General features: G+C 71.2%; 21 protein-coding genes and 1 pseudogene. 9 read left to right on the forward strand and 13 right to left on the reverse strand.

Annotated elements, in window-relative coordinates; genetic code table 11:
• Window positions 1-80: 80 nt before the first annotated feature.
• A complete protein-coding gene (locus SSOG_RS00625) occupies window positions 81-749 on the reverse strand; it encodes a hypothetical protein (RefSeq protein ID WP_009712240.1) in 669 nt (222 codons plus the stop codon).
• Window positions 750-1,012: 263 nt separating this feature from the next.
• On the opposite strand from SSOG_RS00625, the gene SSOG_RS00630 reads away from it, so the two are divergent.
• Together SSOG_RS00630 and SSOG_RS00635 are read left to right on the forward strand one after the other, a co-directional pair.
• Window positions 1,013-1,858: a putative RNA methyltransferase gene (locus SSOG_RS00630; RefSeq protein WP_009712241.1), complete on the forward strand. Its 846-nt coding sequence runs from the start codon at window positions 1,013-1,015 to the stop codon at window positions 1,856-1,858.
• A gap of 38 nt (window positions 1,859-1,896) precedes the next feature.
• The gene (locus SSOG_RS00635; RefSeq protein ID WP_009712242.1) at window positions 1,897-2,823 is read left to right on the forward strand and encodes an ADP-ribosylglycohydrolase family protein; all 927 of its coding nucleotides are present in this window, start codon (window positions 1,897-1,899) and stop codon (window positions 2,821-2,823) included.
• 80 nt (window positions 2,824-2,903) lie between these two features.
• Here the strand turns inward: SSOG_RS00635 and SSOG_RS00640 are convergent, their stop codons facing one another.
• On the reverse strand, window positions 2,904-3,731 hold the full coding sequence (locus SSOG_RS00640; protein ID WP_039936206.1) for a helix-turn-helix domain-containing protein: 828 nt from the start codon (window positions 3,729-3,731) through the stop codon (window positions 2,904-2,906).
• A gap of 111 nt (window positions 3,732-3,842) precedes the next feature.
• Between SSOG_RS00640 and SSOG_RS00645 the strand changes: the two genes are divergently transcribed.
• From SSOG_RS00645 to SSOG_RS00650, 3 genes and pseudogenes are all read left to right on the forward strand, one after another.
• Window positions 3,843-4,619, forward strand: coding sequence for an alpha/beta fold hydrolase (locus SSOG_RS00645; RefSeq protein ID WP_009712243.1), 777 nt, complete (start codon window positions 3,843-3,845; stop codon window positions 4,617-4,619).
• A 730-nt stretch (window positions 4,620-5,349) separates the two neighbouring features.
• Window positions 5,350-5,526, forward strand: a pseudogene (locus tag SSOG_RS50190) (IS5/IS1182 family transposase); the annotation flags it as partial.
• Window positions 5,527-5,550: 24 nt separating this feature from the next.
• The gene (locus SSOG_RS00650; protein WP_039940402.1) at window positions 5,551-6,012 is read left to right on the forward strand and encodes a GNAT family N-acetyltransferase; all 462 of its coding nucleotides are present in this window, start codon (window positions 5,551-5,553) and stop codon (window positions 6,010-6,012) included.
• Window positions 6,013-6,073: 61 nt separating this feature from the next.
• Here the strand turns inward: SSOG_RS00650 and SSOG_RS00655 are convergent, their stop codons facing one another.
• The gene (locus tag SSOG_RS00655) at window positions 6,074-6,955 is read right to left on the reverse strand and encodes a peptidoglycan-binding protein (RefSeq protein ID WP_039936208.1); all 882 of its coding nucleotides are present in this window, start codon (window positions 6,953-6,955) and stop codon (window positions 6,074-6,076) included.
• 237 nt (window positions 6,956-7,192) lie between these two features.
• Here SSOG_RS00655 and SSOG_RS00660 point away from each other — a divergent pair, with 237 nt between their 5' ends.
• Entirely contained in the window at window positions 7,193-8,362 is a 1,170-nt protein-coding gene (locus SSOG_RS00660; RefSeq protein ID WP_009712248.1) for an aminotransferase, read from the forward strand.
• A 14-nt stretch (window positions 8,363-8,376) separates the two neighbouring features.
• On the opposite strand, the gene SSOG_RS00665 is transcribed toward SSOG_RS00660, so the two are convergent.
• Window positions 8,377-9,678 (reverse strand): MFS transporter, encoded by a 1,302-nt coding sequence (locus SSOG_RS00665; RefSeq protein WP_039936210.1) that lies wholly within the window; start codon window positions 9,676-9,678, stop codon window positions 8,377-8,379.
• A gap of 153 nt (window positions 9,679-9,831) precedes the next feature.
• The gene (locus SSOG_RS00670) at window positions 9,832-11,040 is read right to left on the reverse strand and encodes a PucR family transcriptional regulator (protein WP_009712251.1); all 1,209 of its coding nucleotides are present in this window, start codon (window positions 11,038-11,040) and stop codon (window positions 9,832-9,834) included.
• 167 nt (window positions 11,041-11,207) lie between these two features.
• Between SSOG_RS00670 and SSOG_RS00675 the strand changes: the two genes are divergently transcribed.
• From SSOG_RS00675 to SSOG_RS00685, 3 genes are all read left to right on the forward strand, one after another.
• The gene (locus SSOG_RS00675) at window positions 11,208-12,005 is read left to right on the forward strand and encodes an SDR family NAD(P)-dependent oxidoreductase (RefSeq protein ID WP_039936212.1); all 798 of its coding nucleotides are present in this window, start codon (window positions 11,208-11,210) and stop codon (window positions 12,003-12,005) included.
• A gap of 112 nt (window positions 12,006-12,117) precedes the next feature.
• Entirely contained in the window at window positions 12,118-13,344 is a 1,227-nt protein-coding gene (locus SSOG_RS00680; protein ID WP_167542446.1) for an MFS transporter, read from the forward strand.
• A gap of 102 nt (window positions 13,345-13,446) precedes the next feature.
• Window positions 13,447-14,073 carry a hypothetical protein gene (locus SSOG_RS00685; protein ID WP_009712253.1) on the forward strand — a complete coding sequence of 209 codons (627 nt, stop codon included), beginning with the start codon at window positions 13,447-13,449 and terminating at the stop codon, window positions 14,071-14,073.
• Between the two features lie 16 nt (window positions 14,074-14,089).
• Here the strand turns inward: SSOG_RS00685 and SSOG_RS00690 are convergent, their stop codons facing one another.
• The 8 genes from SSOG_RS00690 to glyA form a co-directional block, all read right to left on the reverse strand.
• Window positions 14,090-15,286 (reverse strand): FAD-dependent monooxygenase, encoded by a 1,197-nt coding sequence (locus SSOG_RS00690; protein WP_039936216.1) that lies wholly within the window; start codon window positions 15,284-15,286, stop codon window positions 14,090-14,092.
• Window positions 15,287-15,413: 127 nt separating this feature from the next.
• A complete protein-coding gene (locus SSOG_RS00695) occupies window positions 15,414-16,106 on the reverse strand; it encodes an HAD family hydrolase (RefSeq protein WP_009712255.1) in 693 nt (230 codons plus the stop codon).
• Between the two features lie 24 nt (window positions 16,107-16,130).
• Window positions 16,131-17,228: a winged helix DNA-binding domain-containing protein gene (locus SSOG_RS00700; RefSeq protein ID WP_039936219.1), complete on the reverse strand. Its 1,098-nt coding sequence runs from the start codon at window positions 17,226-17,228 to the stop codon at window positions 16,131-16,133.
• A gap of 146 nt (window positions 17,229-17,374) precedes the next feature.
• A complete protein-coding gene (locus SSOG_RS00705) occupies window positions 17,375-18,004 on the reverse strand; it encodes a sarcosine oxidase subunit gamma (protein WP_009712257.1) in 630 nt (209 codons plus the stop codon).
• Window positions 17,997-20,891 carry a sarcosine oxidase subunit alpha family protein gene (locus SSOG_RS00710; protein WP_009712258.1) on the reverse strand — a complete coding sequence of 965 codons (2,895 nt, stop codon included), beginning with the start codon at window positions 20,889-20,891 and terminating at the stop codon, window positions 17,997-17,999. Before SSOG_RS00710 ends, SSOG_RS00705 begins: the two co-directional genes overlap by 8 nt.
• The gene (locus SSOG_RS00715; protein WP_009712259.1) at window positions 20,888-21,184 is read right to left on the reverse strand and encodes a sarcosine oxidase subunit delta; all 297 of its coding nucleotides are present in this window, start codon (window positions 21,182-21,184) and stop codon (window positions 20,888-20,890) included. The genes SSOG_RS00710 and SSOG_RS00715 overlap by 4 nt, the downstream gene beginning before the upstream one ends.
• A 10-nt stretch (window positions 21,185-21,194) precedes the next feature.
• The gene (locus tag SSOG_RS00720) at window positions 21,195-22,415 is read right to left on the reverse strand and encodes a sarcosine oxidase subunit beta family protein (RefSeq protein WP_009712260.1); all 1,221 of its coding nucleotides are present in this window, start codon (window positions 22,413-22,415) and stop codon (window positions 21,195-21,197) included.
• A 13-nt stretch (window positions 22,416-22,428) separates the two neighbouring features.
• Entirely contained in the window at window positions 22,429-23,742 is a 1,314-nt protein-coding gene (gene glyA / locus SSOG_RS00725; RefSeq protein ID WP_039936222.1) for a serine hydroxymethyltransferase, read from the reverse strand.
• Between the last annotated feature and the right edge of the window lie 70 nt (window positions 23,743-23,812).

Below are 23,812 nucleotides of genomic sequence, written 5' to 3' on the forward strand. Positions count from 1 at the left end.
TGTTGGGGTTCCGGAGGAGAATATGGTCGGGTTATTCAGCCTATGGGGACATTACTCCCATTCGGGCATGTCACCCCGGGTCAGCCACTGACGGTACGGAGGAAGTGGTCGGCGTCATCCGATTCGCCCAGCCGTCCCACCTCCAGCCAGGAGCCATCGGTGAAGCGGAGCCGGAACGTGGCGAATCCGCGCGGCTGGCCCGCCTCGCCTTCGACGCGGGCCTGATCGTGGGGAAACTCCGCGACGGTCTGGAAGTCGTCGGCCTTGGTGGGCGAAAGCCGACGGCGAGGGGATGTGGCAATGCAGACGCGGTCGCGGGCCAGCATGATCAGACGTTTCGGGTTGGGTGAGTGCCCGTACCAGCGCAGCAGCAGCTGGCCCGCGGTCAGGTTCCAGTCGCCGTCGAAGACGCCGTTGGTCGGGTCCTGTCGGCGATCGCGGACCGGACCGCGTCCGCCATTTCGCGGCTCCCCTGCCTGCGGTCGGCGGTCGCGTCGTGGCTGGAGGAGCCGATCGAATCGGGCACCGAGCTTGTCGATCAGCATCATCGGGATGACGACGAAGAAGAACACGACGCCCCCGACATACAGCAGCCAGTGGTGGCCGGGCTTCAGCCGCCCCTTGCCCGCGGCGCGGTGAACGTCATCGGGTGGCGTGGGGATGGGCCTGCGGATCTCGCACCAGACAAGGGCCACGGGCTCCTCGCCCAGGATCTTTCGGGCCCGCCGGTGGACCGCGCGCTTCGCCATGCCGAAGATCCTAGAACAGGCCGAGGCCCACGGCCCGGGGCAGCCTCGTAGACTTGTCGCGTGGCATTCATGAGCATCCCGCACTGCTGCTTCCTGTGATCGGAAGGTCTTGAGGGCGACGCCGAACGGCGCCGCCCTCCTCGGTGTGCCCGCTGCGTGAACCACGTTTCCCCGCGCTGCCCGTAAAGGGGTGGCCGGGCATCGGGTGTTCGACGCGCGTGCGGGCACGGTCCCTTCCCTTCACCGTGTGCCAGGAGTGCCTCATGCCCGCGTTGCTTCGCCCCGCCCTCGAACCGTTCCTCGCCCTGTTGCGCTGCCCGACCTGCCATACCCGCCTCCACCCCGACCGCGGCGCACTGCGCTGCCCGGCGGGTCACACCTACGACATCGCCCGCCACGGCTACGTCAGCCTGCTGACGGGCAACCGCGCCACCAGCGGTGACGACGCACCCATGGCCCGGGCCAGGACACGGTTCCTGGCCACCGGTGGCTATGCGCCCATCCGCCGGGCCGTGGCCCGTCTGGCGTCCGGGGACATGCCCGAGGAGGCCACGATCGTGGACGTGGGATGCGGCACGGGCTACTACCTGGCGGGCGCACTTGACCAGTTGCCGGGCGCCCGTGGTCTGGGGCTGGACACCTCGGTGCGCGCGCTGCGCTCGGCAGCCCGGGCCCATGAACGAGCGGCGGCCGCGACCTGGGACGTCTTCCGGCCCTTCCCGCTGGCCGACGGGGCGGCGGACGTCGTGCTGGACGTGTTCGCCCCGCGCAACCCCGCCGAGTTCCACCGAGTGCTGCGCCCGGGCGGCCGGTTGGTCGTCGTACGCCCCACCGGCCGCCACCTGGCCGAGCTGCGCGGGCTGCCCGCGATGGTCTCGATCGACCCGGCCAAGGAACAGCGCCTCCACCAGGCGCTGAACCCCCGCTTCGAGGCCACCGTCACGGAACACGTCGAGTACGCCCTGCCCCTGACCGAGCAGAAGGCCCTCGATCTGGTGGGGATGACTCCGAGCGCACGCCACGGGGCCCCGGCGGACCTGGCCGCCAGCGGTTGCCTGCCCGGCCAGGTCACCGTCTCCGTGCTGGCCACCGCCTTCCGGGCCCGCTGACCCGCGGGCGGCGGGGGCCTGCTCGGTAGCCTGTCCGGATGGACTGGGAGGAACGGGCGGTCGGCACGGTCGTAGGCTCGGCGGTGGGTGATGCGCTGGGCGGCCCGTTCGAGTTCGGTCCCGCGGGGGCGTTCTCCGCCCGGTTTCCGGTGCCGGGGATCGGTGGCGAGATGTGCGGAGGAGGCGGCTGGGATCCGGGTGAGGCGACGGACGACACGCAGATGGCGGTCCTCGTCGCGGAGTCGTTGGTCGAGCGGGGCGGGCTGGATCTGCCGGACATCTTCGACCGCTTTCAGCGGTGGGCCGCGTCCGAGCCGAAAGACATCGGTTTGCAGACCGAGGACGTGCTCACCAACGGCATGCCGTGGGACCTGGCCGCCGCCCTCCACTTCCAGGTCAACCTGCGGGCGGCGGGCAACGGATCGCTGATGCGGGCATCCACATCAGCGGTCCACTTCGCCCGCCGCGGGCGGCAGGCCACCATGGATGCGGCACGGCGCATCGCCGCCCTCACCCATGGCGACCGCGCAGCCTGGGAAGGCACCGCCGTCTTCCACGAACTCGTACGGCTCGCGCTCCACGGCGCCGATCCTCTCGCCGCGCTCCCGGAGATCCTGGACCTGGTGCACCCCGAACACCGGGACCGGTACGCGGTCATGCTCGCCCCCGGCTGGCGCCCCGACCAGGCCACCGAGTTCAACGGCGCCGTCTGGCCCTGTCTGGGCTCCGCCGTATGGGCGCTTCGCACCACCGGCACGTTCGAGGAGGCGGTACGGGCGGCGATCGACCTCGGCGGCGACACCGATACCGTCGCCGCGGTCACCGGTGGCCTCGCCGGTGCCTGCTACGGGCGCGACGCCATACCGCCCGGCTGGACCGGGCCACTCCACGTTCCGCTGCCGGGCTTCGGCCGGGTGCTGCGGCTCCCGGACCTGCTCGACCTCGTCCATCGTCTCGTGAGGTGACCCACGGCCCCTGATCCGCCCTGACCCGTCAGGCGATGTCGCAGCGGCTTATGCCCGGTACAGGTAGAGGTACCAGATTCTCACTCGGCGGCCACCGTCGCCTGCCACGCGCCCGGGCGTTTGCCTGTGGCCTTGTGGAAGAACACCGAGAAGTTGGATGCGTCGGAGAAGCCGAGTATGTCGGCACAGCGGGCGGCGGTGAGGCGGTCGTGTGCGAGGAGCCGTTTGGCTTCCAGTGTGATCCGTTCGACGATGTACGCCTTCGCGGTGCGGCCGGTGGCCTGCTGCACCGCTCGTGAGAGGGTGCGGGGCGCGTATCCCAGCGCACGGGCGTAGTAGCCGGCGTCGTGGTGTTGCCGGAAGTGCGCTTCGACGCTGGAGCGGAACAACCGGAACACCGGATGTGTGAGCCGTGCTTCGGCGTGCGGTGGGTGCAGCCGGGTGATGAGCGCGGAGAGCAGGATTTCGGGCAGCTCCGTCGAGGAGTCACTGGGTGGGGCGGATGCTTCGAGGAGGAGATGACTGCGCGCCGTGTCGACGAAGGGCCAGTCGGCGTCGGGGATGCTCCAGTGCGCGGCCAGGTCCGGGGAGGCGACGAGTTCTCGGGTGGTGTGGGTGACCGGCGCGGTCGGCACGAACAGCACGAGGTGCCCTGCCACTTCGGCGATGTCGTCCCACCGGTGCACCGCGCCGGGTGGAATCCACACCGCGGACCGATCTTGGAGGGGGTGGAGGTGGAAATCGACCGTGACTGAGCCGGGTCCGGCGTCGATGACGGCAAGGACGTGGAAGTCGGCGCGCTGCGTGCCGCCGTCGTTCAGCTCGCGAAGGCGGCCGAACGTCATCGTCTCGACCGAGGCGGCACGGCGTCCTGCGGGCTGGTAGGTCATCTGCCGGATCACGCTCACGTGTCCAGTTTTCACCATCGGGCGACCAGTCACGCCGATGCCCCGTCCGGGTGCAGAAATTTCAATGGATACACAGGGCAATCGCCTAGAGCATCGACCGGAAGAGCCATCATGAACACGACGCAGCAGACGCTTCTGCCCGCTTACGACCATCGGCCGGGGACCGGGCCGACTCTGGTGTTCCTGCACTACTGGGGTGGTTCTGCCCGCACCTGGGACCTCGTCGTCGACCGCCTGGCGGGCCGTGACGTGCTCACGGTCGACTTCCGCGGGTGGAGCCGGTCGAGCGCTCTGCCCGGTCCCTATACGCTCGGTCAGCTCGCCGACGACACGCTCGCCGTGCTCGCGGATGCGGGGGTCACCGACTACGTCCTGGTGGGGCATTCGATGGGGGGTAAGGTCGCACAGCTGGTCGCGGCCACCCGGCCCGCCGGCCTGCGCGGCATCGTTCTCGTCGGCTCCGGCCCGGCGAAGCCCGCCGCACACGTCACTCCCGAGTACCAGGAAGCCCTGTCGCACGCCTACGACTCCGCCGAGTCCGTCGCCGGGGCACGGGATCACGTCCTCACCGCGACCGAGCTGCCCGCTTCGGTCAAGGCGCAGATCGTGACCGATTCGCGGACCGTCACCGACGCCGCCCGCACCGAGTGGCCGCAGCGCGGCATCGCGCAGGACATCACCGAGCACACGCGCATGGTCAGCGTGCCCGCTCTCGTCGTCGCCGGAGAACACGACCAGGTGGAGCCCGTCGGCGTGCTCCGCGACAACCTGGTGCCCTACCTCTCCCAAGCCGACTTCGTGGTGGTCCCCCACACCGGTCACCTGATCCCGCTGGAAGCCCCGGCCGACCTCGTCGACGCCATCACCGCATTCGCGCCGGCAACCTGACCGTCCCCGCAGCCCGACGACGGGCTGTTGCCCCGGATCACCCGCCCGCGGGGCCGGGACACCTGCCGCGTTGCACCGCACCCGACAGATCTGCTTGTACGCCGGCCGCACAGCGGCCGGCACCGCATCGTGGACGACCTGTTCCCCGAGCCGGCCGCCCGGAGCCCGGAGCAACGCGGTGAGCGGCGCCCGTCACGCACCAGCCGCCTCCCCGGACCCCCTTCTTGTGACTTCTCGCGCACCCTCGCGGAGCGGACGAAGAGGCGTCCGAACAGCCCGATCGGCAGGTACGGATCACTGACCCCGCCCGCTCGCTAGATGCTGAGATCGGCGATGTGGCCGGCGATCGGTGAGCAGGCTGAGTTCCGCGGAGGAGCCGAAGTGGTCGAGGTGAGACACGCCTGTCAGCTCTCGGTGTCGAGGCCCGCATCATGCCGACCCCGAGTCACACCGCCCCCGTGCTCGGCAAGCATTCCGTCAACGCCTACCTGCTGCTGTCCGTCTCTGCCCTCACCGACCACGGCGATCTGGTCGCCGGAGACCTCGTGGCCGCCCCGTTTCCCGGGCTTCGGCAGCGCACCCCTCAACCCCGAGCAGGTAGGTCGCTGGGCTGCCGCAGAGCAACGACGGCTCGATCGCCTCGCGGTCCGGGGGCGTCTGCGGACCAAGAGCGAACCCGCGGCATGATCACCGCCTGAGCCGCGACCAGCAATTTCACGATTCTCACCGCCGGATCGTCTTCGACAAGCTGCCGCAGCTCCTGCGCTTCGGCTGCTCCTACCAGGCGATCGCCGATACGACCTGCTCGGCCACCACGATCCGCAACCACCGCAACGAGTGGATCCGTCTCGGAGTCTTCGCTCGATTGAAGCAGATCGCGCTGGAGTCCTACGACCGAATCGTTGGTCATCGGGGTGAACAATGGCCCTTCATGGACATAGTGATCACGCGGGCCGAGACAGCCGACATCCATCTGGTTCTGGAGCAGCACTCCCGGTACTGGGGTGAGCGGGATCTCCGCAAGCTCCACCTCGTGACCCTCGTGCACGAGTTCCCGTCAACCTGCCTGGTGGCCCGGGCCGATGACGGCGTCCGCGGGTATCTCCTCGGCTTCGTCACGCCCACCGGGACGGGATATGTGCACCTGATCGCCACGCGGGACGATGCCAGGGGCACTGGACTCGGACGGCGTCTTTGGGGGGCATTCACGGATGCCGCGCGTCGACAGAGCGCACAGCGGCTGAAGGCCATCACGTCCGTTCAGAACACCGGATCGATCGCCTTCCACCGCAGCCTCGGATTCACCGCACGGATCGTCGAGGACTACGACGGTCCCGGCCGCCCCATGGTGGTCTTCGACCGGCTCCTGCCGGCGGAGGGTGCGGTCTGGTGAGGCCGGGTTCGCCGATGACGGGGGCGGGACGGCGCGCGCCGTCCCGCCGGGTGGTGCCGCTCTAGACGTTCGGGACGCGCAGCTTGTCCCAGCTCTTCTTGCCCGGGATGCCGTCGGCGTCATCGCCCGAGTAGCCGAGCTTCCGCTGCCACGCCGCGTACGACTTCTTGTCGGCGTCCGTCCACTCCGGGCCCGGGCCCTCCTCGTAGCGGTCGCAGCCCTCGGCGACGAGCCGCTTGCCCATCGCGGTGATGATCTTGCTCTCCCGGCCGCTGCGGAAGAAGTCGGCGCCCGGGAAGGGCTCGTACGACGCCGGGGGCTTCGGCTTGGTCTCGGTCGCGCCGTCGGGCTTCTTGTCGAGCCGCTTGCCGATGCGCGTACGCATGGAGCTCATCGTGAAGCCATGGGGGTCCACCTTGCCCGGCTGCCACTCCAGGTGGCCGATCACGGACTTCTCGCTCCACCCGTGAGCGCGGCAGATGGCGGCGGACACCTTCTCGATGGCGAGCTTCTGCGCCTCCGGCCACGGGTCCTTGCCGTCGCCGAGGTTGACGCATTCGAAGCCGTAGAAGCGGGCGTTACCGTCCTTGTCGGCCTCGTTGTCGGACGGCAGCTTGGTCTCGTTGATCACCGCGTTCAGGACGTCGTTGTCGCCCATCCCCGCATGGTTGGCGCGGCCGTTGCCGACGAGGTGGACCTCGCCCTTCTTGTCGATGACGCCGTGACACAGCGGTCCCGGCAGCGAGGCGTGGCCGTCGTAGCAGAGGTCGACGGAGCCGGCGGTGCCCGAGGTGACGGTGTGGTGGATCATGACGCCGTTGACCGGACCCCACGCACCCTTGGAATTGCGGTTGTGTGAGCGCCAGTTGCGGACTTCGTGGACGGTCAGACCCTCGGCGCGCAGGGCCTTCAGAAGTCTGTCGGCGCTCAGGGGTGTTGCCATATGGAGTGCTCCTTCGGTGCTGCTCGGTATTTGTCTATACGGATGCCGGGATGGCATGACTCAGTTCCGGTCGGTGTGCGGCACATCAACTGCCGTACAGGCGTGCGTTTCCGGCCTCGGAGTTCGACATCGCGTGCGTAGCGCGGCCTGTTCGGTCCGGCCGGTGCGCGGAGGATGTCGGTAGCATCGCGGTGAACCGACAGTGGCCGGCCAGCCAGCCCGTGAAGGAGTGCCGACGTGCGACTCAGCCCGCGAACCGTGCGTGAGATCGATTCGCCGATGGGTGCGACGTACGCCCTGCTGGCGGGCCGCAGCGGTGAGCGTGCGCTGCTCGATCTGGCCCAGGCGGCGCCGAGCTACCCGCCCGCGGCCGAGATGATCGAGCACGTCGCCGCGGTCGCGCACGAGCCGAACGGCGCCGCCTACGTACCGGCCCCCGGGCTGCCCCGGCTGCGGGAGGCCTTCGCCGCGGACCTCAGCCATGGGTACGGGAGCCCGGTGGGGGCCGACCAGATGGTCGTCACCGCGGGGTGCAACCAGGCGTTCTGCCTCGTCGCCCAGGCGCTCACCGAGCCGGGTGACGAGGTCATCGAGGTCCTGCCGTACTACTTCAACTACGACATGTGGCTACGCATGAACGGCGTCGTGCCGCGCTATCTGGACCCCGGACCGGATCTCGTGCCCACCCCGGAAGCGGCCGAAGCGCTCATCACGCCGCGCACCCGGGCGATCGTGCTGGTCACCCCGGGCAACCCGAGTGGGGTCACCCTTCCGCCGGAGGTGCTCGCGGGTTTCTACGACGTGGCGAAGCGGCATGACATCGCGCTGATCCTGGACGAGACCTACCGCTCGTTCCGCGACACCGCGGAGCCCGCGCACCGGCTGTTCGCCGAGCCGGACTGGGCGGGGACCCTGGTGAGCCTGCACAGCTTCTCCAAGGACCTCGCCATTCCCGGCTACCGGGTGGGCGCGGTCGTCGCTTCGCCGGAACTGGGCCGCGAGGTGATGAAGTTGCTCGACTGCGTGGCGATCTGCCCTCCGCGCGTCGGACAGGAGGCCGCCTGGGCCGGGCTGACCTCGGCCCGGGAGTGGCGGCGTGAGCGGGCGAACGAGGTCACGGAGAAGCGGCGTTGGCTGGAGACCGTGATGGCCGACCGGCCGGGCGGCTTCGAGCTGCTGAGCCGCGGAGGGTTCTTCGGCTGGGTCCGCCACCCGCTCGCCGGGCGGAGCACCGACGAGGTCGTGCGCGACCTCGTCACCCGCTACGACACGCTCGTCATCCCGGGCACCGCCTTCCTGCCCGACGACCGGCAGGTGTTCCGGGTCAGCTTCGGCAACGTCGACCGGGCCGGGCTCACCGAGTTCGCCGCGCGGCTCCGGCTGATGGCCAAGGACGTCCTCGGCTGACCCTGCTCACCCGGTCAGGTCGTCTCCAGGTCGCTGGTGTGGGTCTCCTTCAGGAACCACACGCACAGCGCGGAGACCAGGGCGACCACCACGATGTAGCCGGACACCGGCACTGAGGAGCCGGTGGAGGCGACGAGCTGGGTGGCGAGGAGGGGCGTGACGCCGCCGCCGACGATGCCGCTCGCGTTGTACGCCACGGACGCACCGGTGTAGCGGTAGCGGGTGGCGAACATCTCGGGGAGGAACGCGCCCATCGGTCCGTACAGCGCGGCGAAGGCGAGCATCCCGACGGCCATCGCGAGCCCGATGAGCAACGGCTCACCGGTGTTGATCAGGGCGAACATGGGGTACGCCCACACCGCGGCCAGTACCCCCGCGCTCAGGCAGACGTTGCGGCGGCCGACCCGGTCGGAGAGGACGGCCAGCAGCGGAGTTGCGACGCCCAGGACGAGCGCCGCGGCCATCGCGCACAGCAGCAGCATGTCCTTGTCGAGGTCCAGCACCGTGGTGCCGTAGGAGAGCGCGAAGGTCGTGATGGTGTAGAAGAGCGTGTGCGCGAGGATGAACGCGCAGGTCGCCAGGGCCAGGGTGGTGCCCTGACGGCGGACCACCTCGACAATGGGCGCCTTGGCCCGCTCATGCTGCTCCAGCGCCTTCCGGAACACCGGTGTTTCGGCGATCCGCATCCGGATGTAGAAGCCGACCACCACCAGCGCCGCACTGGCGAGGAACGGGATCCGCCACCCCCAGGACTCGAACGCCGCGTCGTCCATCACCCGGCCCAGCAGCAGGAACGAACCGCCCGCGGCGATGAAGCCGATGGCGGGGCCCATCTGCGGAAAGCTCGACCACAGCCCCCGCTTGTCCCGGGGCGCGTACTCGGTGGCCAGCAGCACCGCGCCGCCCCACTCACCGCCCAGCCCCACGCCTTGCAGGAACCGGCACAGGACCAGCAGGAGCGGTGCCGCGATGCCGACGTCCCGGTACGTGGGCAGCAGCCCGATGGCCACCGTTCCCGTGCCCATGACGAGGAGGGAGGTGACCAGCATCGTCTTGCGGCCGGTGCGGTCGCCGAAGTGCCCGAAGATGACCGCGCCGATCGGGCGGGCGACGAAACCGACACCGAAGGTGGCGAACGCGGCCAGGGTGCCCGCGAGCGCGGAGAAGGTGGGGAAGAACAGCTTGCCGAGGACGAGCGCGGCGGCGGTCCCGTAGATGTAGAAGTCGTAGAACTCGATGGCCGTTCCGACGAAACTGGCCACCGCGATCCGTGTGGTGGACACCGTACGGACGGCGGGTGGGGCGGTGGTGGACATGGCGGCGGCTCCTGGGTGACCTTGGACTGCGGTCGGAGTATGGGGCGCGGCGGCGGGGCGCGCCACCGCCCCCTGTCGGGATTCGGCCGGGTGGTTTCCTCGCTTTGTCGAAATCCGCCGAGGTGCGGGACATCGGGTGGCGGGACATGTGGCTCAGCCCATCAGCGCGTGGAGGCGGAGCCCCAGGTGGAGTGTGAGCCGGTTGTCGCCGTCGGCCAGGTCGAGCCCGGTGAGTTCGGTGATCCGCTGGAGGCGGTAGTAGAGCGAGGTGCGGTGGAGGTGGAGGGCGTGTGCGGTGCGCGGGGCCGAACCTGCGTGGTCGAGGTAGGCGGTGAGGGTTTCGGTGAGGCGGCCCGACGGGTCCTGCGCGAGGAGGGTGCGCAGCGGACCGGGCAGCAGCGCGGGGGTCAGGCGGTCCGGCGGGAGCAGCGACAGGGGCGCCAGCGCGCCGAGTTGCTCCCAGTGGACGATGTCGTCGCCGCCGGGCCGTACACCGGCTGTACGGGCGGCGCCGGTGGCCTGCTCGTACGACATCCACGCCGCTTCGGCGCCGCCGTCCGCGGTCTCGCCGATTCCCGCGACGCACTGCGCCGTTCCGGCCAGCACCGACCGGGCCTGTTCGAGGAGGGCCGAGGCGCGGGCGCCCAGGGACTCGTCCGGCAGGGGGCGGTCGGAGAAGGTCAGCAGCACGCCGTGTGGTCCGATGAGGCAGAACTCGGTCCGCCACGATCTGTCGGCCGCCACCCGCTCCAGCCCCGTACGCAGCGCCACTTCCGCCGCTCCCCCGTGGTCGGCGGGTGAGTCCGCGGCTACGGTTGCGACCGTGACGGTGGCGTAGCGGGACGACGGCAGCCATCCACCGCGGGCGAGCGCGTCCCGCCCAGTTTCGCGCACGGTGTCCGAGGAGTCCAGCAGCTGGCGCAGCGCTCCCTCGCGGGCCGTGCGTTCGGTGTCCCCGGCGGCGAAGTCCTGGTACATCAGGGGCGCGAGGGTGTGCGTGGCGGCGGTGACGGCGTCGATGCTGGAGGTGGGCAGGTCGCCGTCGGGGTCGATGACGACGAGCAGGCCCAGCAGGTGGTGCCGCCACCGGATCGGCGCGCACAGCCGGGCCCGCATGCCGAGGTCGGCGCGCGGCGGGATGACGCCGGGCGCGGTCCAGCGGTCGACGCCCTGGGCGAGGATGTGTCCGGCGGCGGCGCTCCCCGCGTCGCGCTGGAGCACGGCGCGCACCCGTACCCGGTCCTCGTCGCCGAAGTGGCGGCTGGCGCAGAGGATGTGCACGCGTGGATCATTGACCGCGACGGAGCGGCCTATGCGCTCGGCCAAGTCGTCCACGACGTCCTGGAGTCGGCCTCCGGGCATCGCGCATCACCTCCCACCACTGTCACTGCCAAGGGAAGATCATTACGCATGTGGGCTGCCAGGTGAAGGGTTTTGACCTGGTGTTTTCTACAGATCGAGGATCCGGTACGGCAGGATTGCGACGGACGTCGGTGGTCCGGGCACGTCGCGGCGCGCAGGATCGGGCCATGCGCAGGGGACGACGACTGGACGGCCGCACCGCGCTCGTCTTCGGGGCCGGTTCGAGCGGTGGCGGGGTGAGCAACGGCAAGGCGGCCGCGCTCGCGTTCGCCCGGGAGGGCGCGCGCGTCGCGGCGGTCGACATCGACGGGGACCAGGCGCGGCGTACGGCCGAGGCGATCACGGCCGAGGGCGGTGAGGCGCTGCCTCTGACGGCCGATGTGACGGTCGAGGAGCAGGTGAGCGCCGCCGTCGTGGCAGCCGAGCGCGCCTTCGGCACGCCGACGGTGCTGCACAACAACGTAGGCGTGGCCCGCCTGGGCGACGTCACCGGACTGGGCCTCGCCGAGTGGCGGTCCACCCTCGCGGTCAACGTGGACGGTGTCTTTCTGACCTGCAAGCACGTGCTGCCGCGGATGGTGGCGGCGGGCGGTGGCGCGGTCGTCAACGTGTCCTCGATCGCCGCGATACGCGACACCGGTTACCCGTACCCCGCGTACAGCGCGGCGAAGGCGGCGGTCAACCAGCTCACGGTCACCCTGGCGCTGCGCCACGCCGCCGAGGGCATCCGCGTCAACGCCGTCCTTCCCGGGCTGATCGACACCCCGCTGGTGGCCCGGCAGATCGTGGCCGGTGCCGACGACCCCGAGGCCGCAGTCGCGGCCCGCCACGCGGCGAGCCCGACCGGACGCATGGGCAGCCCCTGGGATGTCGCGGCGGCCGCCGTCTTCCTCGCCTCCGATGAGGCGGGTTACGTCAACGGCGTATGCCTGCCGGTGGACGGCGGTCTCACGGCGCGCTGCTGAACTCCGCTCCGCGATGCCCCGGTGTGCGGGTAACCGCACCGGCAGCTGTGAAGCGGTCGTGCCCTGTGCGAATATGGCCCGCCGAGTACGCCAGCTCCCCGGGAGACGGGACATGCGCGCATACTTAACCCTGCTGAGCCGACCGCAAGTGGCCCGCCTGGCCATCTCGGCGGTAGCGAGCCGTATCGCCGCGCCGATGCTCAGCCTGAGTCTGCTCCTGGCGGTGAACTCCTCGCTCGGCTCGTACGGTTCGGCCGCCGGGGTGCTCTCGGGGTACGCGGCGGCGCTGGCCGTGGCCGTTCCGGTGGCCGGGCGGCTCGTGGACCGGTTGCGGCCCCGCCGGGTCCTGGCCTGCTACCTGGTGGCGAACATGGCCGCGTACACGGTGCTGCTGTGGGCCCTCACCCAGCACGCCTCCGTGGGAGTGCTGATCGCGAGCGCGGCCGTGCTCGGCGCCACCACCCCGCCCGCGGGCCCCGTGGTGCGCTCCAGCTGGCCGGTTCTGGTGTCCGGAGAGCAGCTGAAGACGGCCTTCGCCCTCGACGCGGTGCTGAACGAGGTCATGTTCGTCACCGGCCCCCTGATCGTCTCGGGCTTGATGGCCTTCGCGTCGCCAAACGCCGCGGTGGTGTGCGCGGCGTGCGGCACGACCGCCGGAGTCCTGCTGCTGCTGACGGTCTCCCTGCCGCCGCCGACGGGGGAACGTGCCGAGCGGCATTTCCTCGGCCCGCTGTCCCACGGGCAGGTCCGGGTGCTGCTCGGCATCGTCGTCTGCGACACCGTCGCGTACGGCGGAATGGTCGTGGCGATCGCGGCGCTGGCCGGTGGGGACGGCTCCGGCGGTTCGTCCGGTGTGCTCCTGAGCGTTCTGTCGCTGGGCGGGGTGATCAGCGCGCTGATCTACGGGGCGCGAGAGCGCAAGGGGCGTCCGGGGCCGCAGCTCGCGATGTACCACGCCGCGTCCGCGGCGCTGCTCCTGATCAGCGCCCAGGTGTCCCATCTGGTGTGGGCCGGGCTGGTCCTGCTGGTGGTGGGCATGGTCGGCGGCCCCCGGGACACCCTGCACCAGGTCGTGCTGGGCGAGGCCGCGCCGGAGGGGTACCGCACCGAGGCGTTCGCCTGGATGAGCACCTTCATGTGGGGCGGTTACGCGCTCGGCTCGTCGCTCTCCGGTCAGCTGGTCAGCGCGGACGACGGCTCTCACACCTGGGCGTTCGCGGCCGCCGCGGCGGCCGCGGCACTGGCCGCGGTGGTGTCCCTGCTCGTACGCCCGGCCCCGGCCACGACCGGCGCGGCGGACCAGGCGCCCGCGGGCGAGGACCAGCGGGAAATCCTTTAGCCGCGCGGTATCTTGACACTCCGTCACCCATGCCTTCTCTTAATACCGCACAAAGTCGAACGCCCCCACACAGCACCGAACGGATGACGAGGAGTACGGGACATGACGTCACCCCACCCCAGACGCCGGGCCATGGCCGCCGCTCTGGCGGCCGTCACGTTCACGATGGCCGCCCCGGTCGTGGCGCAGGCAGCCGCCCCCGCGAAGGCACCGAGCATCAGCCAACAGCGGTCGCCACAGGCCGCGTTGGCGACCATCACCTGGACGCTGCAAAGAGCCAGTAACCCCACGCCGGACCAGCAGGACGCGTACAACCGCATCACCGCGGCCATGAACGCCGCGGTGGCCCGCTACAACAACCTCAGCGACCTCGGCAAGAACATCACCGTGCAGTACGACCCGCGTGTTCCCACCGCGGACGGCAACATCAACGGGACCATCCGCTTCGGCAACCGCGCCTATATGACCGAGCGCACCGCACTGCACGAGATCGCGCACACGATAGGCGTCGGCACGAGCGGCCGTTGGGCCTCGCTCACCAGCGGCGGCACATGGCGTGGCGCGGAGGCCCTCCGGCTCGTCCGGCAGTACGACGGCGCCAGTGCCACGCTGTCCGCCGGAGGCGGCCACTTCTGGCCGTACGGCCTGAACTACGACAACGAGTTCTCCCAGACCGCCGCCGACCGGCACGTCAACATCGTCGCCGCGATGGTACGAGACGGCCTGTAGCGAACCCGGCGGCCCGTCATCCGGCGTGGTTGTAGTCGGGCAGGACCAGGCCGGTGTAGGCCGCGCTGAACTCGGCTCCCATCAGCTCGGCGGGGTTGAGCAGGGCCGCGTTACGGGCGTCGAGCGCTTCCCGGGTGCCGGGGATCGTGACGGCGGCACCCGAGGTGGCCAGGGCCTGGTTCTGCTCGGCGAAGGGACGTGCCGTCCGCTCGTAGGCGGCGAAGGCCGCCGCGTGATCGGCGTGGGTGGCCAGCTCCCCGGCCAGGATGTACGCGCCGACGAGGGCGACGCTGGAGCCCTGCCCGGAGACGAACGAGGTGGCGTGCGCCGCGTCACCGACGAGCCCGACGCGGCCGTGTGCCCAGGTGGGCATGTGGATCTGGCTGACGATGTCGAAGTACAGGTCGTCGGCCGCGCGCATGGCGGCCACCATGCGCGGGATGTGCCAGGTGGGCTCGGGGAACATGGTGGCGACGAGTTCGCGCTGGGCCCCGGGGTTGCGAAAGGCGTCGAAGGGCGGTTCGTCCTGCCGGAAGACGAGGAATCCGTGCACACGGTCGTCGGGTTCATGGGCGTAGAGGACGGCCACCCTGCCGGGGGTGTTCCAGGCGACCCCCTCGTGTGCGAGGCCGAACTCGTTGGGGAGGGTGAAACCGGCGAAGGTGTGGCCGAGGTAGCGGTGGAACCGCTCTTCGGGGCCGAAGACCAGGCGGCGGGTGTTCGAGTGCAGCCCGTCCGCGCCGATGACCAGGTCGAAGGTGCGGTGGGCGCCGCTGTCGAACGTGACCTCGACGCGGTCGCCGCGGTCGTCCAGGGTGGCGATGGAGTCGTTGAACACGAACTCGACCCGGTCGCGTACCGGGGCGTAGAGGGCGTCGGCCAGGTCCCCGCGTCGCACTTCGAGGTCCAGGCCCTCCGCGCCACCGGTGATGGCTTCGGGGCGGACGGCGCCGATGAGGTGTCCGTCGGCGTCCACGTACGAGAGCTTGCGGGTGTCGACGTGTGCTTTCCGCAGCTGCGGGAGCAGTCCCATGCGGTCCGCGACCTCGCGGGCCGTACCGCGGATGTCGATGGGATAGCCGCCGGTGCGGATCGTGGGTGCCTTCTCGACGACGGTGACCTCGAAGCCGTAGCGATCGAGCCAGTAGGCCAGGGACGGACCGGCGATGCTCGCGCCGGAGATGAGGATCGTGCGGTGCGTGGAGTGGGCCATGACCGCGATAATATACATACCTAAGTTAGGTAATCAAATAGAGGTGTGGCGAGGCCCCTGGCCTGGCGTCGGCCAGGTCAGATCAGGTCAGATCAGGTCAGATCAGGTCAGGTCAGGTCAGGAGCGCTCAGCCGAGCAGGTCCAGGACGGGCGCGAGCCCCGCCGGGCGCTGGTCGACCGGCAGATGGTCGACGAAGTGCACCGGACAGCCCAGCGCCTCCGCGCCGCCGTCCGCGACGCGGTTGTCCCCGACCATCAGCACATCGGAGGGTGACAGCCCGAGCGCGTCACAGGCGGCCCGGAAGATGGCGGGGTCGGGCTTATGCGTGCCCTGCTCGTACGAGAGCACATAGGCGTCCACCAGCCCATCGAGGTCATGCGCCCGGAACACCGGCCGCAGGTCCCAGCCGATGTTGCTGACCACGGCCACCGGGATCCCGCGCCGGCGCAGTGCCCGCAGCGTTGTTCCGGTGTCCGGGTAGGGCCGCCAGGCGGCGGGCGCCTTGTGGCGGTCGTACAGCGCCCGCGTCAGCTCCGGCCGCGGCAGCCCCGCCTCCTCGATCAACGCGCTGTAGACCGCACGATGCTGATCGGGGCTCAGATCCCTTTCGTGCCAGGGCCCTTCGAGCCGCGGGGGAATGCGCTGGGGCGACGGTCCGCCCGGCAGTCCCCCGCACTCCGTCAGCCGCCGCACCCAGTCGGCGAACTCCTCGCCGTCCACCGGGACCTCGGCCTCCGCCAGGACCGCGCCGAGCCACTCCTCGACCGACTCGCAGCGCAGCAACGTCCCCGAGAAGTCAAACATCACTCCCTTGACCATGCCGTCATCGTAGGCCGCCGCCGCTCAAGGGGACGGGGCAATCCGTACACGATCGCTGTCCTTTTCCGACAGGAACGAGGCCAGGCCCTGGCCCTCCTCGGTGACGGCCGCGCGCTCGGCCCGGGAGAAGCCCCGCAGCGGGGTGACCTGGACGGTGCCCGCGTCGACGGTCCAGGTCGCGGCGACCCGGCCGTCCACCAGCACCATGCGGGCGCCCGCGACGGACAGGCCGCGGTGGGCGTCGTCGATGATCCGGCCGCGGTCGTGGTAGCCGAGGACCGCGTTGTCGAACGCGGGCAGGAAACGCACCGGGGCGGGTGTGCCGGGGTCGGGGCGCGGCGCGTCGGGCAGGTCGAGCAGTTCGCGGCCGCGCTCGTCGCGGAAGGTGACCAGCTCCCCGCGGATGGCGGCCACCGCGGCGGGCAGTCCGGCGAGGCCGCACCAGGCGCGCAGGTCGGCCGAGGCCGCGGGGCCGAACGCGGCCAGGTAGCGGCGCACCAGCGCTTCGCCGACCGGGTCGGTCCCCTCCGGGGCGGACGGGGCGGCCTCGCGGCCCAGCCAGCGGGACAGCGGGGTGTAGCGCGCCCCCGACCGCGCGCGCCACACTCCGCGCGGCGGCAGCTGCACGACCGGGACGAGGGCGCCGATCACCATCTCGCCCAGTGCCCTCGGGTTCGGCGCGGGCCAGCGGTCGGCGAGTGCCCGCGCGATCTCGGGCATCGAGCGGGGCTCGCCGTCGGCCAGCACCGCGCGGGCCGCGGCGGCGAGTTCGGCGAGGTCCACCCCCTCCAGCTCGCGGCGGTAGGTGCCCATCACCTTCTGGCGCAGCATGGTGTCATGGCGCGCCCGCCAGGCCAGGGTGTCGTCGGCGGTGAGGAGGTGCATGGTGCGGCGCATGAGGTGGATTCGTACCACGTGCCGTCCGGTCAGCAGGTCGTCCAGGGCCGCCGGCGCGAACGCGCGCAGCCGCGACCACAGGCCGGTGAACGGTTCCTGTGGCTCCTGCGCCTGAAGACCGCCGAGGTGTGCGACGGCGTCGAGCACCGGTACGTCGGCGCGGTCGAGCAGCAGTTGCCGGGCCAGCGTGGCGCGGTTCAGTGCCCGGTTGTCGAGGACGGTCATCCTCATCGTCACACGTGTTCCCTTCGGTCCTGCCGATCGCTGTCGGGTGCGGGATGACGATCGCAGGGGATGCGGTCAGGTTGTGACCGCATCCCGGCCCGCGTCGCCGGTCCCCCACCCGATGCGGGAACCGTGTGTCTCTGGCGTTACGGCAGCGCCGGGGCGCGGTACTCGCTCATCGCGTCGATGAGCCAGCGCGCCAGGTAGTCGGCGAACGAGGACCGCGGGAACAGCCGGTACGTCGGGGCCTCGTCCACCTGCCAGAGCAGCACCGCGACGGGCCCCACCGTGGTCGACACCGCCCGGCCGGGGCCGAAGGCCCGGGGGTGCAGGTCCAGGGGGCAGCCCTTCTCCAGCACCTGCCGGGCGGCCGCGCCGCTCAGCTCCAGCGTGGTGCGGTTCGCCGAGACGTCCACCGCCGACCCCGGGTCTCCGGCGAGTGCCTCCCGCAACTCGGCGGCCACGGACGTCCCGCCGGCCGGGGACACCACGAGCCACTCGTCGGGGCCGAGCCACAGGAGCGTGTGGGAGCCGGATACGGCGGTCTGACCGCACTGCCGCGGGAGCGGCGCGCCGAGGGTCTTCTCGATGCGGTCGGCCGCTTCGGAGTCCGGGGCGACGCGCAGGTTCACCATGGTGATGAACGGCCACTCGGCAAGCCGGACACCACGCGCTCCGGTGACGGCGGCGGCGCGCATCCGCGCCTCCAGATGGGCCAGGGGGCTGGTACGCAGGGCCACCGGGCCCGCGCCCGCGTCGATCGTCGGCTCAGCCATCGCGCTTGGTCCCTTCGGGGTCGTACAGGACGGAGTCGGCCACCAGGACGGGCACCAGCTCCTCGCCCACCGGGGCGAGCAGGGTCTCGCCGATCCTCGCCCGCCCGCCGGAGACGAGGGCGAGCGCGAAGGGGCGGCCGAGGGCCGGGCTGTGGTAGCTGGAGGTGACGTGGCCGAGCATCGGCACCGGCCCGGTCTCGGGGGTGAGGGGCACGTCCGGCGCGACGAGCTGGGCGCCCTCGGGCAGCCGGGTCGTGCCGTCGCTCGGCAGCAGGCCGACGAGTTGCTTGCGGTCGGTGCGGGAGGTGTCGGGGCGGGAGTAGGAGCGCTTTCCGACGAAGCCCTTCACCTTGGAGACCGCCCAGGACATGCCCGCGTCCTGCGGGGTCACGGTGCCGTCGGTGTCCTGGCCGACGATGATGTAGCCCTTCTCGGCGCGCAGGACGTGCATGGTCTCGGTGCCGTACGGGGTGATGTCGTACGGTCGGCCGATCGCGTACACCTCCTCCCAGACCGCCAGGCCGTACCACGCGGGGACGTTGACTTCGTAGGCGAGTTCCCCGGAGAAGGAGATCCGGCAGATGCGGGCCGGGACACCGGAGGCCAGGGTGGTCTCGCGGAAGGCCATGAAGGGGAACGCCTCGGCGGACAGGTCGACGTCGGGCGCGAGACCGGCGACGACCTCGCGGGACTGGGGGCCGACGACGGCGATCGTGGTCCACTGCTCGGTCACCGAGGTGCAGTGGACGTCGAGTTCGGGCCACTCGGTCTGAAGCCACTCCTCCAGCCAGTCCAGGACCCCGGCGGCGCCACCGGTCGTGGTGGTCATGAAGTAGCGGTTCTCCTCCAGCCGCAGCGTCACGCCGTCGTCGAAGATCATCCCGTCGGGCTTGCACATCACGCCGTAGCGGGCCATGCCGGGCTTCAGCTTCTTGAAGCCGTTGGTGTAGATCCGGCCCAGGAACTCACCCGCGTCCGTGCCCCAGACCTCGATCTTGCCCAGGGTGGTGGCGTCCATGAACGCCACGCCCTCACGTGCCGCGCGGCACTCGCGGGCCACGGCGGTGTCCATGTCCTCACCGGGCCGGGGGTAGTACCAGGGGCGCTTCCACTGCCCGACGTCCTCGAATTCCGCGCCGTGCGCCACGTGCCAGCCGTGGATGGACGTGGTCCGCTCCGGGTCGAACAGCTGGCCGCGCTCGCGCCCGGCCAGGGCGGCGAAGGCCACCGGTGTGTACGGCGCCCGGTAGGAGGTGGTGCCGATGTCTCCGGGTGAGGCGCCCGAGCCGAGGGCCTGGGCGATCACACCGATCGCGTTGACGCCGGATGTCTTGCCCTGGTCGTTCGCCGTGCCGAGCGAGGTGTACCGCTTGACGTGCTCGACACCGCGCATACCGGCGCCGACCGACCGCCAGACGTCGGCGGCCGACACATCGCGCTGGAGGTCGACGAAGTGGGTGTCCCAGCTGCCGGGTTCGCCCTCGGCCGCGGGGACCAGCCATAGTGCGCGCACCGGGCCACCTGCGGACCGCGCCTCGTCGGACGGGGGCACGGGCACCGGGAACCCGGCGTCCGTCGCGGCCCGCGCACCGGCCCGCGCTCCCTCGGCCAGACAGCCGTCGAGGCCGTACGTCCCGCGGGCGGCACCCACGACCTGCTGGTCCCGTACGGCGCCGTCGGGTACGAAGGCGGCCAGGTCCTCGTCCCAGCGCAACCGGCCCTGGCGCTGGCTGTGCAGGTGCACCACCGGGCTCCAGCCGCCGGAGACGGCCAGCAGGTCGCAGTCGAACGACTCGGGCGCGCCGGTGAGTTGCCCCTCGGCGTCGAGTGCCTGGACGGTGACACCGGTGATACGGCTCTCCCCCGCGGTGGCGGCCACCGCGCTGCCCGTCAGCACCCGTGCCCCGGTCGCCACGGCCACTTCGGCGGCCCGGTGGGACAGTTCGGGGCGCGCGTCCACCACGGCGGCGATGCCGACTCCTGCGGCGTGCAGATCGGCGACCGTGTCATAGGCGCTGTCGTTGGTGGTGCTCACCACGGCCCGCGAGCCCGGGGCCACGGCGTACCGGTTGAGGTACGAGCGCACGGCGGCGGCGAGCATCACCCCGGGGCGGTCGTTGCCCGCGAAGACCAGCGGACGCTCGTGGGCGCCGGTCGCCAGGACCACCCGGCGGGCCCGGATGTGCCACACCCGCTGCCGCGAGACGCCCTCGGACGGCTGGGGAGCGTCGGCGCCGAGGTGGTCGGTGCGGCGCTGGACGGCCAGCACGTAGTTGTCGTCGTAGGAGCCGAACGCCGTGGTGCGCCGCAGGACGACGACCTCGGGCGCGGCGTCGAGGGCCGCGCGGACTTCGGCGGCCCACGCGAGGGCGCTCTGCTCGCCGACCGTCTCGGTGCTCCCGGAGAGCAGCGAGCCGCCAGGCTCGGACTGCTCGTCGAGGAGGATCACCCGGGCGCCGGAGCCCGCGGCGGCGGTGGCGGCGGCGAGCCCGGCCGGTCCTGCGCCGATGACCAGGACATCGGTGTGGAGGTACTTCTTGTCGTAGACGTCGGGGTCGGGGGCCGGGTCGAGGCGGCCCATCCCGGACAGCGTGGTGGCGGACAGGCCGTCGTACAGCTCCACCGTCGTCGCGGGCAGCATGCCCTCCGAGCACGGGCCGTCGATCCGCACCAGGGCGTTGGGCTCCTCGGGGCCCGCGGCGACGATGCCGCGCGGGCGGCCGCGGTAGAGCGACGGGGCGACCTCCACGAGCCCGTTCGCCAGCATCGCGGAGGCGACGGTGTCCCCGGGGTGCCCGGTCAGCTCACGGCCGTCGACGGTGAAGCGCAGCACGGAGCTGCGGTCGACGCGGCCCCCGCGCGGAAGCCGGAATGGCTGGTCGGTCATCGGTTCCCTCCGGCCTGGGGCAGTGCGGGGCGGGGCTCGTCGAGCCGGTAGGCGGCCAGCACCTCGTACGTCGTGGTGTCGCGCAGGACGTTGAACCAGCGGCGGCATCCGGTGCCGTGCATCCACCGCTCGGCGAAGGGCCCCTTGGGGTTGTCGCGGTAGAAGACGTACGCGGCCCATTCCTCGTCGGTGAGGTCCGCGGTGTTTCCGGGGTAGGGGACGTGGGCCTGTCCCCCGTAGTGGTACTCGGCCTCGTCGCGAGGACCGCACCATGGGCAGGTGATCAGCAGCACGGTGTTCTCCTCAGTGGGCCACGGCTGCGGCGCCGTGTTCGTCGATCAGTGCGCCCGTCGTGAAGCGTTCGAGGGCGAAGGGGGCGTTCAGCGGGTGGGGCTCGCCGGTGGCGATGGTGTGCGCGAAGGTCCATCCGGCGGCCGGGGTGGCCTTGAAGCCACCGGTGCCCCAGCCGCAGTTGACGTAGAGGTTCTCGACGGGGGTGGCGCCGATGATCGGGGAGGCGTCAGGGGTGACGTCGACGATGCCGCCCCAGGTGCGCAGCACGTGCGCGCGGGCGAAGACGGGGAACAGCTCGACGGCGGCGGCCATCTGGTGTTCGATCACATGGAACGAGCCGCGCTGCCCGTAGCCGTTGTACGCGTCGACCCCCGCGCCCATCACCAGCTCGCCCTTGTGCGCCTGGGACACGTAGACGTGCACATGGTTGGACATCACCACGGTGGGGTGCACCGGCTCGTGCAGCTCGGACACCAGCGCCTGGAGCGGGTGCGACTGCACCGGCAGCCGGAAACCCGCCATCTCGGCCAGGACGCTGCTGTGCCCGGCGGCCGCGAGGCCGACCCGGCCCGCGAGGATGCGCCCGCGGTTGGTCTCCACGCCCACGACCCGGTCGCCGTCCTTGACGAAGCCGGTGACCTCGCACCCCTGGATCAGGTCCACGCCCAGCTCGTCCGCCCGCCGGGCCAGCGCCCAGGCGACGTGGTCGTGCTTGGCGATACCGGCCCGCGGCTGGAAGGTGGCGCCGAGGACCGGATACCGGGTGTCGGGCGAGACGTTGAGGATGGGACAGACCTCGGCGACCTCGTCCGGGGTGAGCCACTGGGCGTCGACGCCGTTGAGGCGGTTGGCGCCCACGCGGCGCACCCCTTCGCGGACGTCCTGGAGGGTGTGCGCGAGGTTGAGGACACCGCGCTGGCTGAACAGGAAGTCGTACTCCAGCTCCTCCGGGAGCCGCTCCCACAGCCCCAGCGCGTGCTCGTACATCGCCGCGCTCTCGTCCAGCAGGTAGTTGGAGCGGATGATCGTGGTGTTGCGGGCCATGTTGCCGCCGGCCAGCCAGCCCTTCTCCAGGACGGCCACGTTGGTGATGCCGTGGTTCTTGGCGAGGTAGTAGGCGGTGGCCAGGCCGTGGCCTCCGGCGCCGACGATGATGACGTCGTAGGAGGAGCGCGGCTCCGGGTTGCGCCAGAGGAAGTCCGGGTGCTCCGGCAGCGGCTGGGTGGTCATGCCGCGTCTCCGTTCAGGTGGGGATGTTCAGGTGGGGGTAGAGGGGGAAGGCGGCGGCGAGCTTCTCGACCCGGTCGCGCAGCAGGCCCGCCTGCTCGTCGCCGAACTTCTCGTCCTTCAGGGCCTGGGCGATGATGTCGGCCACCTCGCGGAACTCCGTCTCGCCGAAGCCCCGCGCGGCCAGGGCCGGGGTGCCGATGCGCAGCCCCGAGGAGACCATCGGGGGACGCGGGTCGAACGGCACCGCGTTGCGGTTGACGGTGATGCCGATGCGGTGCAGCCGGTCCTCGGCCTGCTGCCCGTCGAGCGCGGAGGCGCGCAGGTCGACGAGGATCAGATGGACTTCGGTGCCGCCGGTCAGCACCGTGATCCCGGCCTCGGCCACATCGTCGGACAGCAGCCGCCCGGCGAGGATGCGGGCGCCGGCCAGGGTGCGCTGCTGGCGCTCGGCGAACTCCTCGCTCGCCGCCACCTTGAAGGCCACCGCCTTCGCGGCGATGACGTGCTCCAGCGGGCCGCCCTGCTGGCCGGGGAAGACCGCGGAGTTGATCTTCTTGGCCAGGTCGGCGCGGCTGAGGATCACCCCGCCGCGCGGGCCGCCGAGGGTCTTGTGGGTGGTGGTCGTCACCACGTCGGCATACGGCACGGGGCTCGGGTGGAGGCCCGCGGCCACCAGCCCGGCGAAGTGCGCCATGTCCACCATCAGATACGCGCCCACCGCGTCGGCGATGCGCCGGAACGCGGCGAAGTCGAGCCGGCGGGGATAGGCCGACCAGCCGGCGACGATCATCTTGGGCCGGTGCGCGAGAGCGAGCTGCTCGACCTCGTCCATGTCGATGCGCATGTCGGCCTCGCGCACGTGGTACGGCACGACGTTGTACAGCTTGCCGGAGTAGTTGATGCGCATGCCGTGGGTGAGATGGCCGCCGTGCGCCAGGTCCAGGCCGAGGATCGTGTCGCCGGGGTCCAGCAGCGCGAACATCGCGGCCGCGTTGGCCTGGGCGCCGGAGTGCGGCTGTACGTTCGCGGCCTCCGCGCCGAAGAGCTGCTTCACCCGGGCGATGGCCAGCTGCTCGACGACGTCGACATGCTCGCAGCCGCCGTAGTAGCGGCGGCCCGGGTAGCCCTCCGCGTACTTGTTGGTCAGGACCGAGCCCTGTGCCTCCATGACCGCGGCCGGAGCGAAGTTCTCCGAGGCGATCATCTCGAGGGTGGACTGCTGACGGTGCAGCTCGGCGTCCACCGCGGTGGCGATATCCGGGTCGAGTGTGCTGAGCGGGAGGGTGAGGTGGGAGGTGACCGTGGTGATCGACGGGTTGGTTGCCATCTGTGCACCATCCTGAGAGCCAACTAATGGGCAATTGATATATCAGCCTCTGCGGTAAGGTATGGGAGCT

The organism is Streptomyces himastatinicus ATCC 53653 (genome assembly GCF_000158915.1).
GTDB classification, from domain to species: domain Bacteria; phylum Actinomycetota; class Actinomycetes; order Streptomycetales; family Streptomycetaceae; genus Streptomyces; species Streptomyces himastatinicus.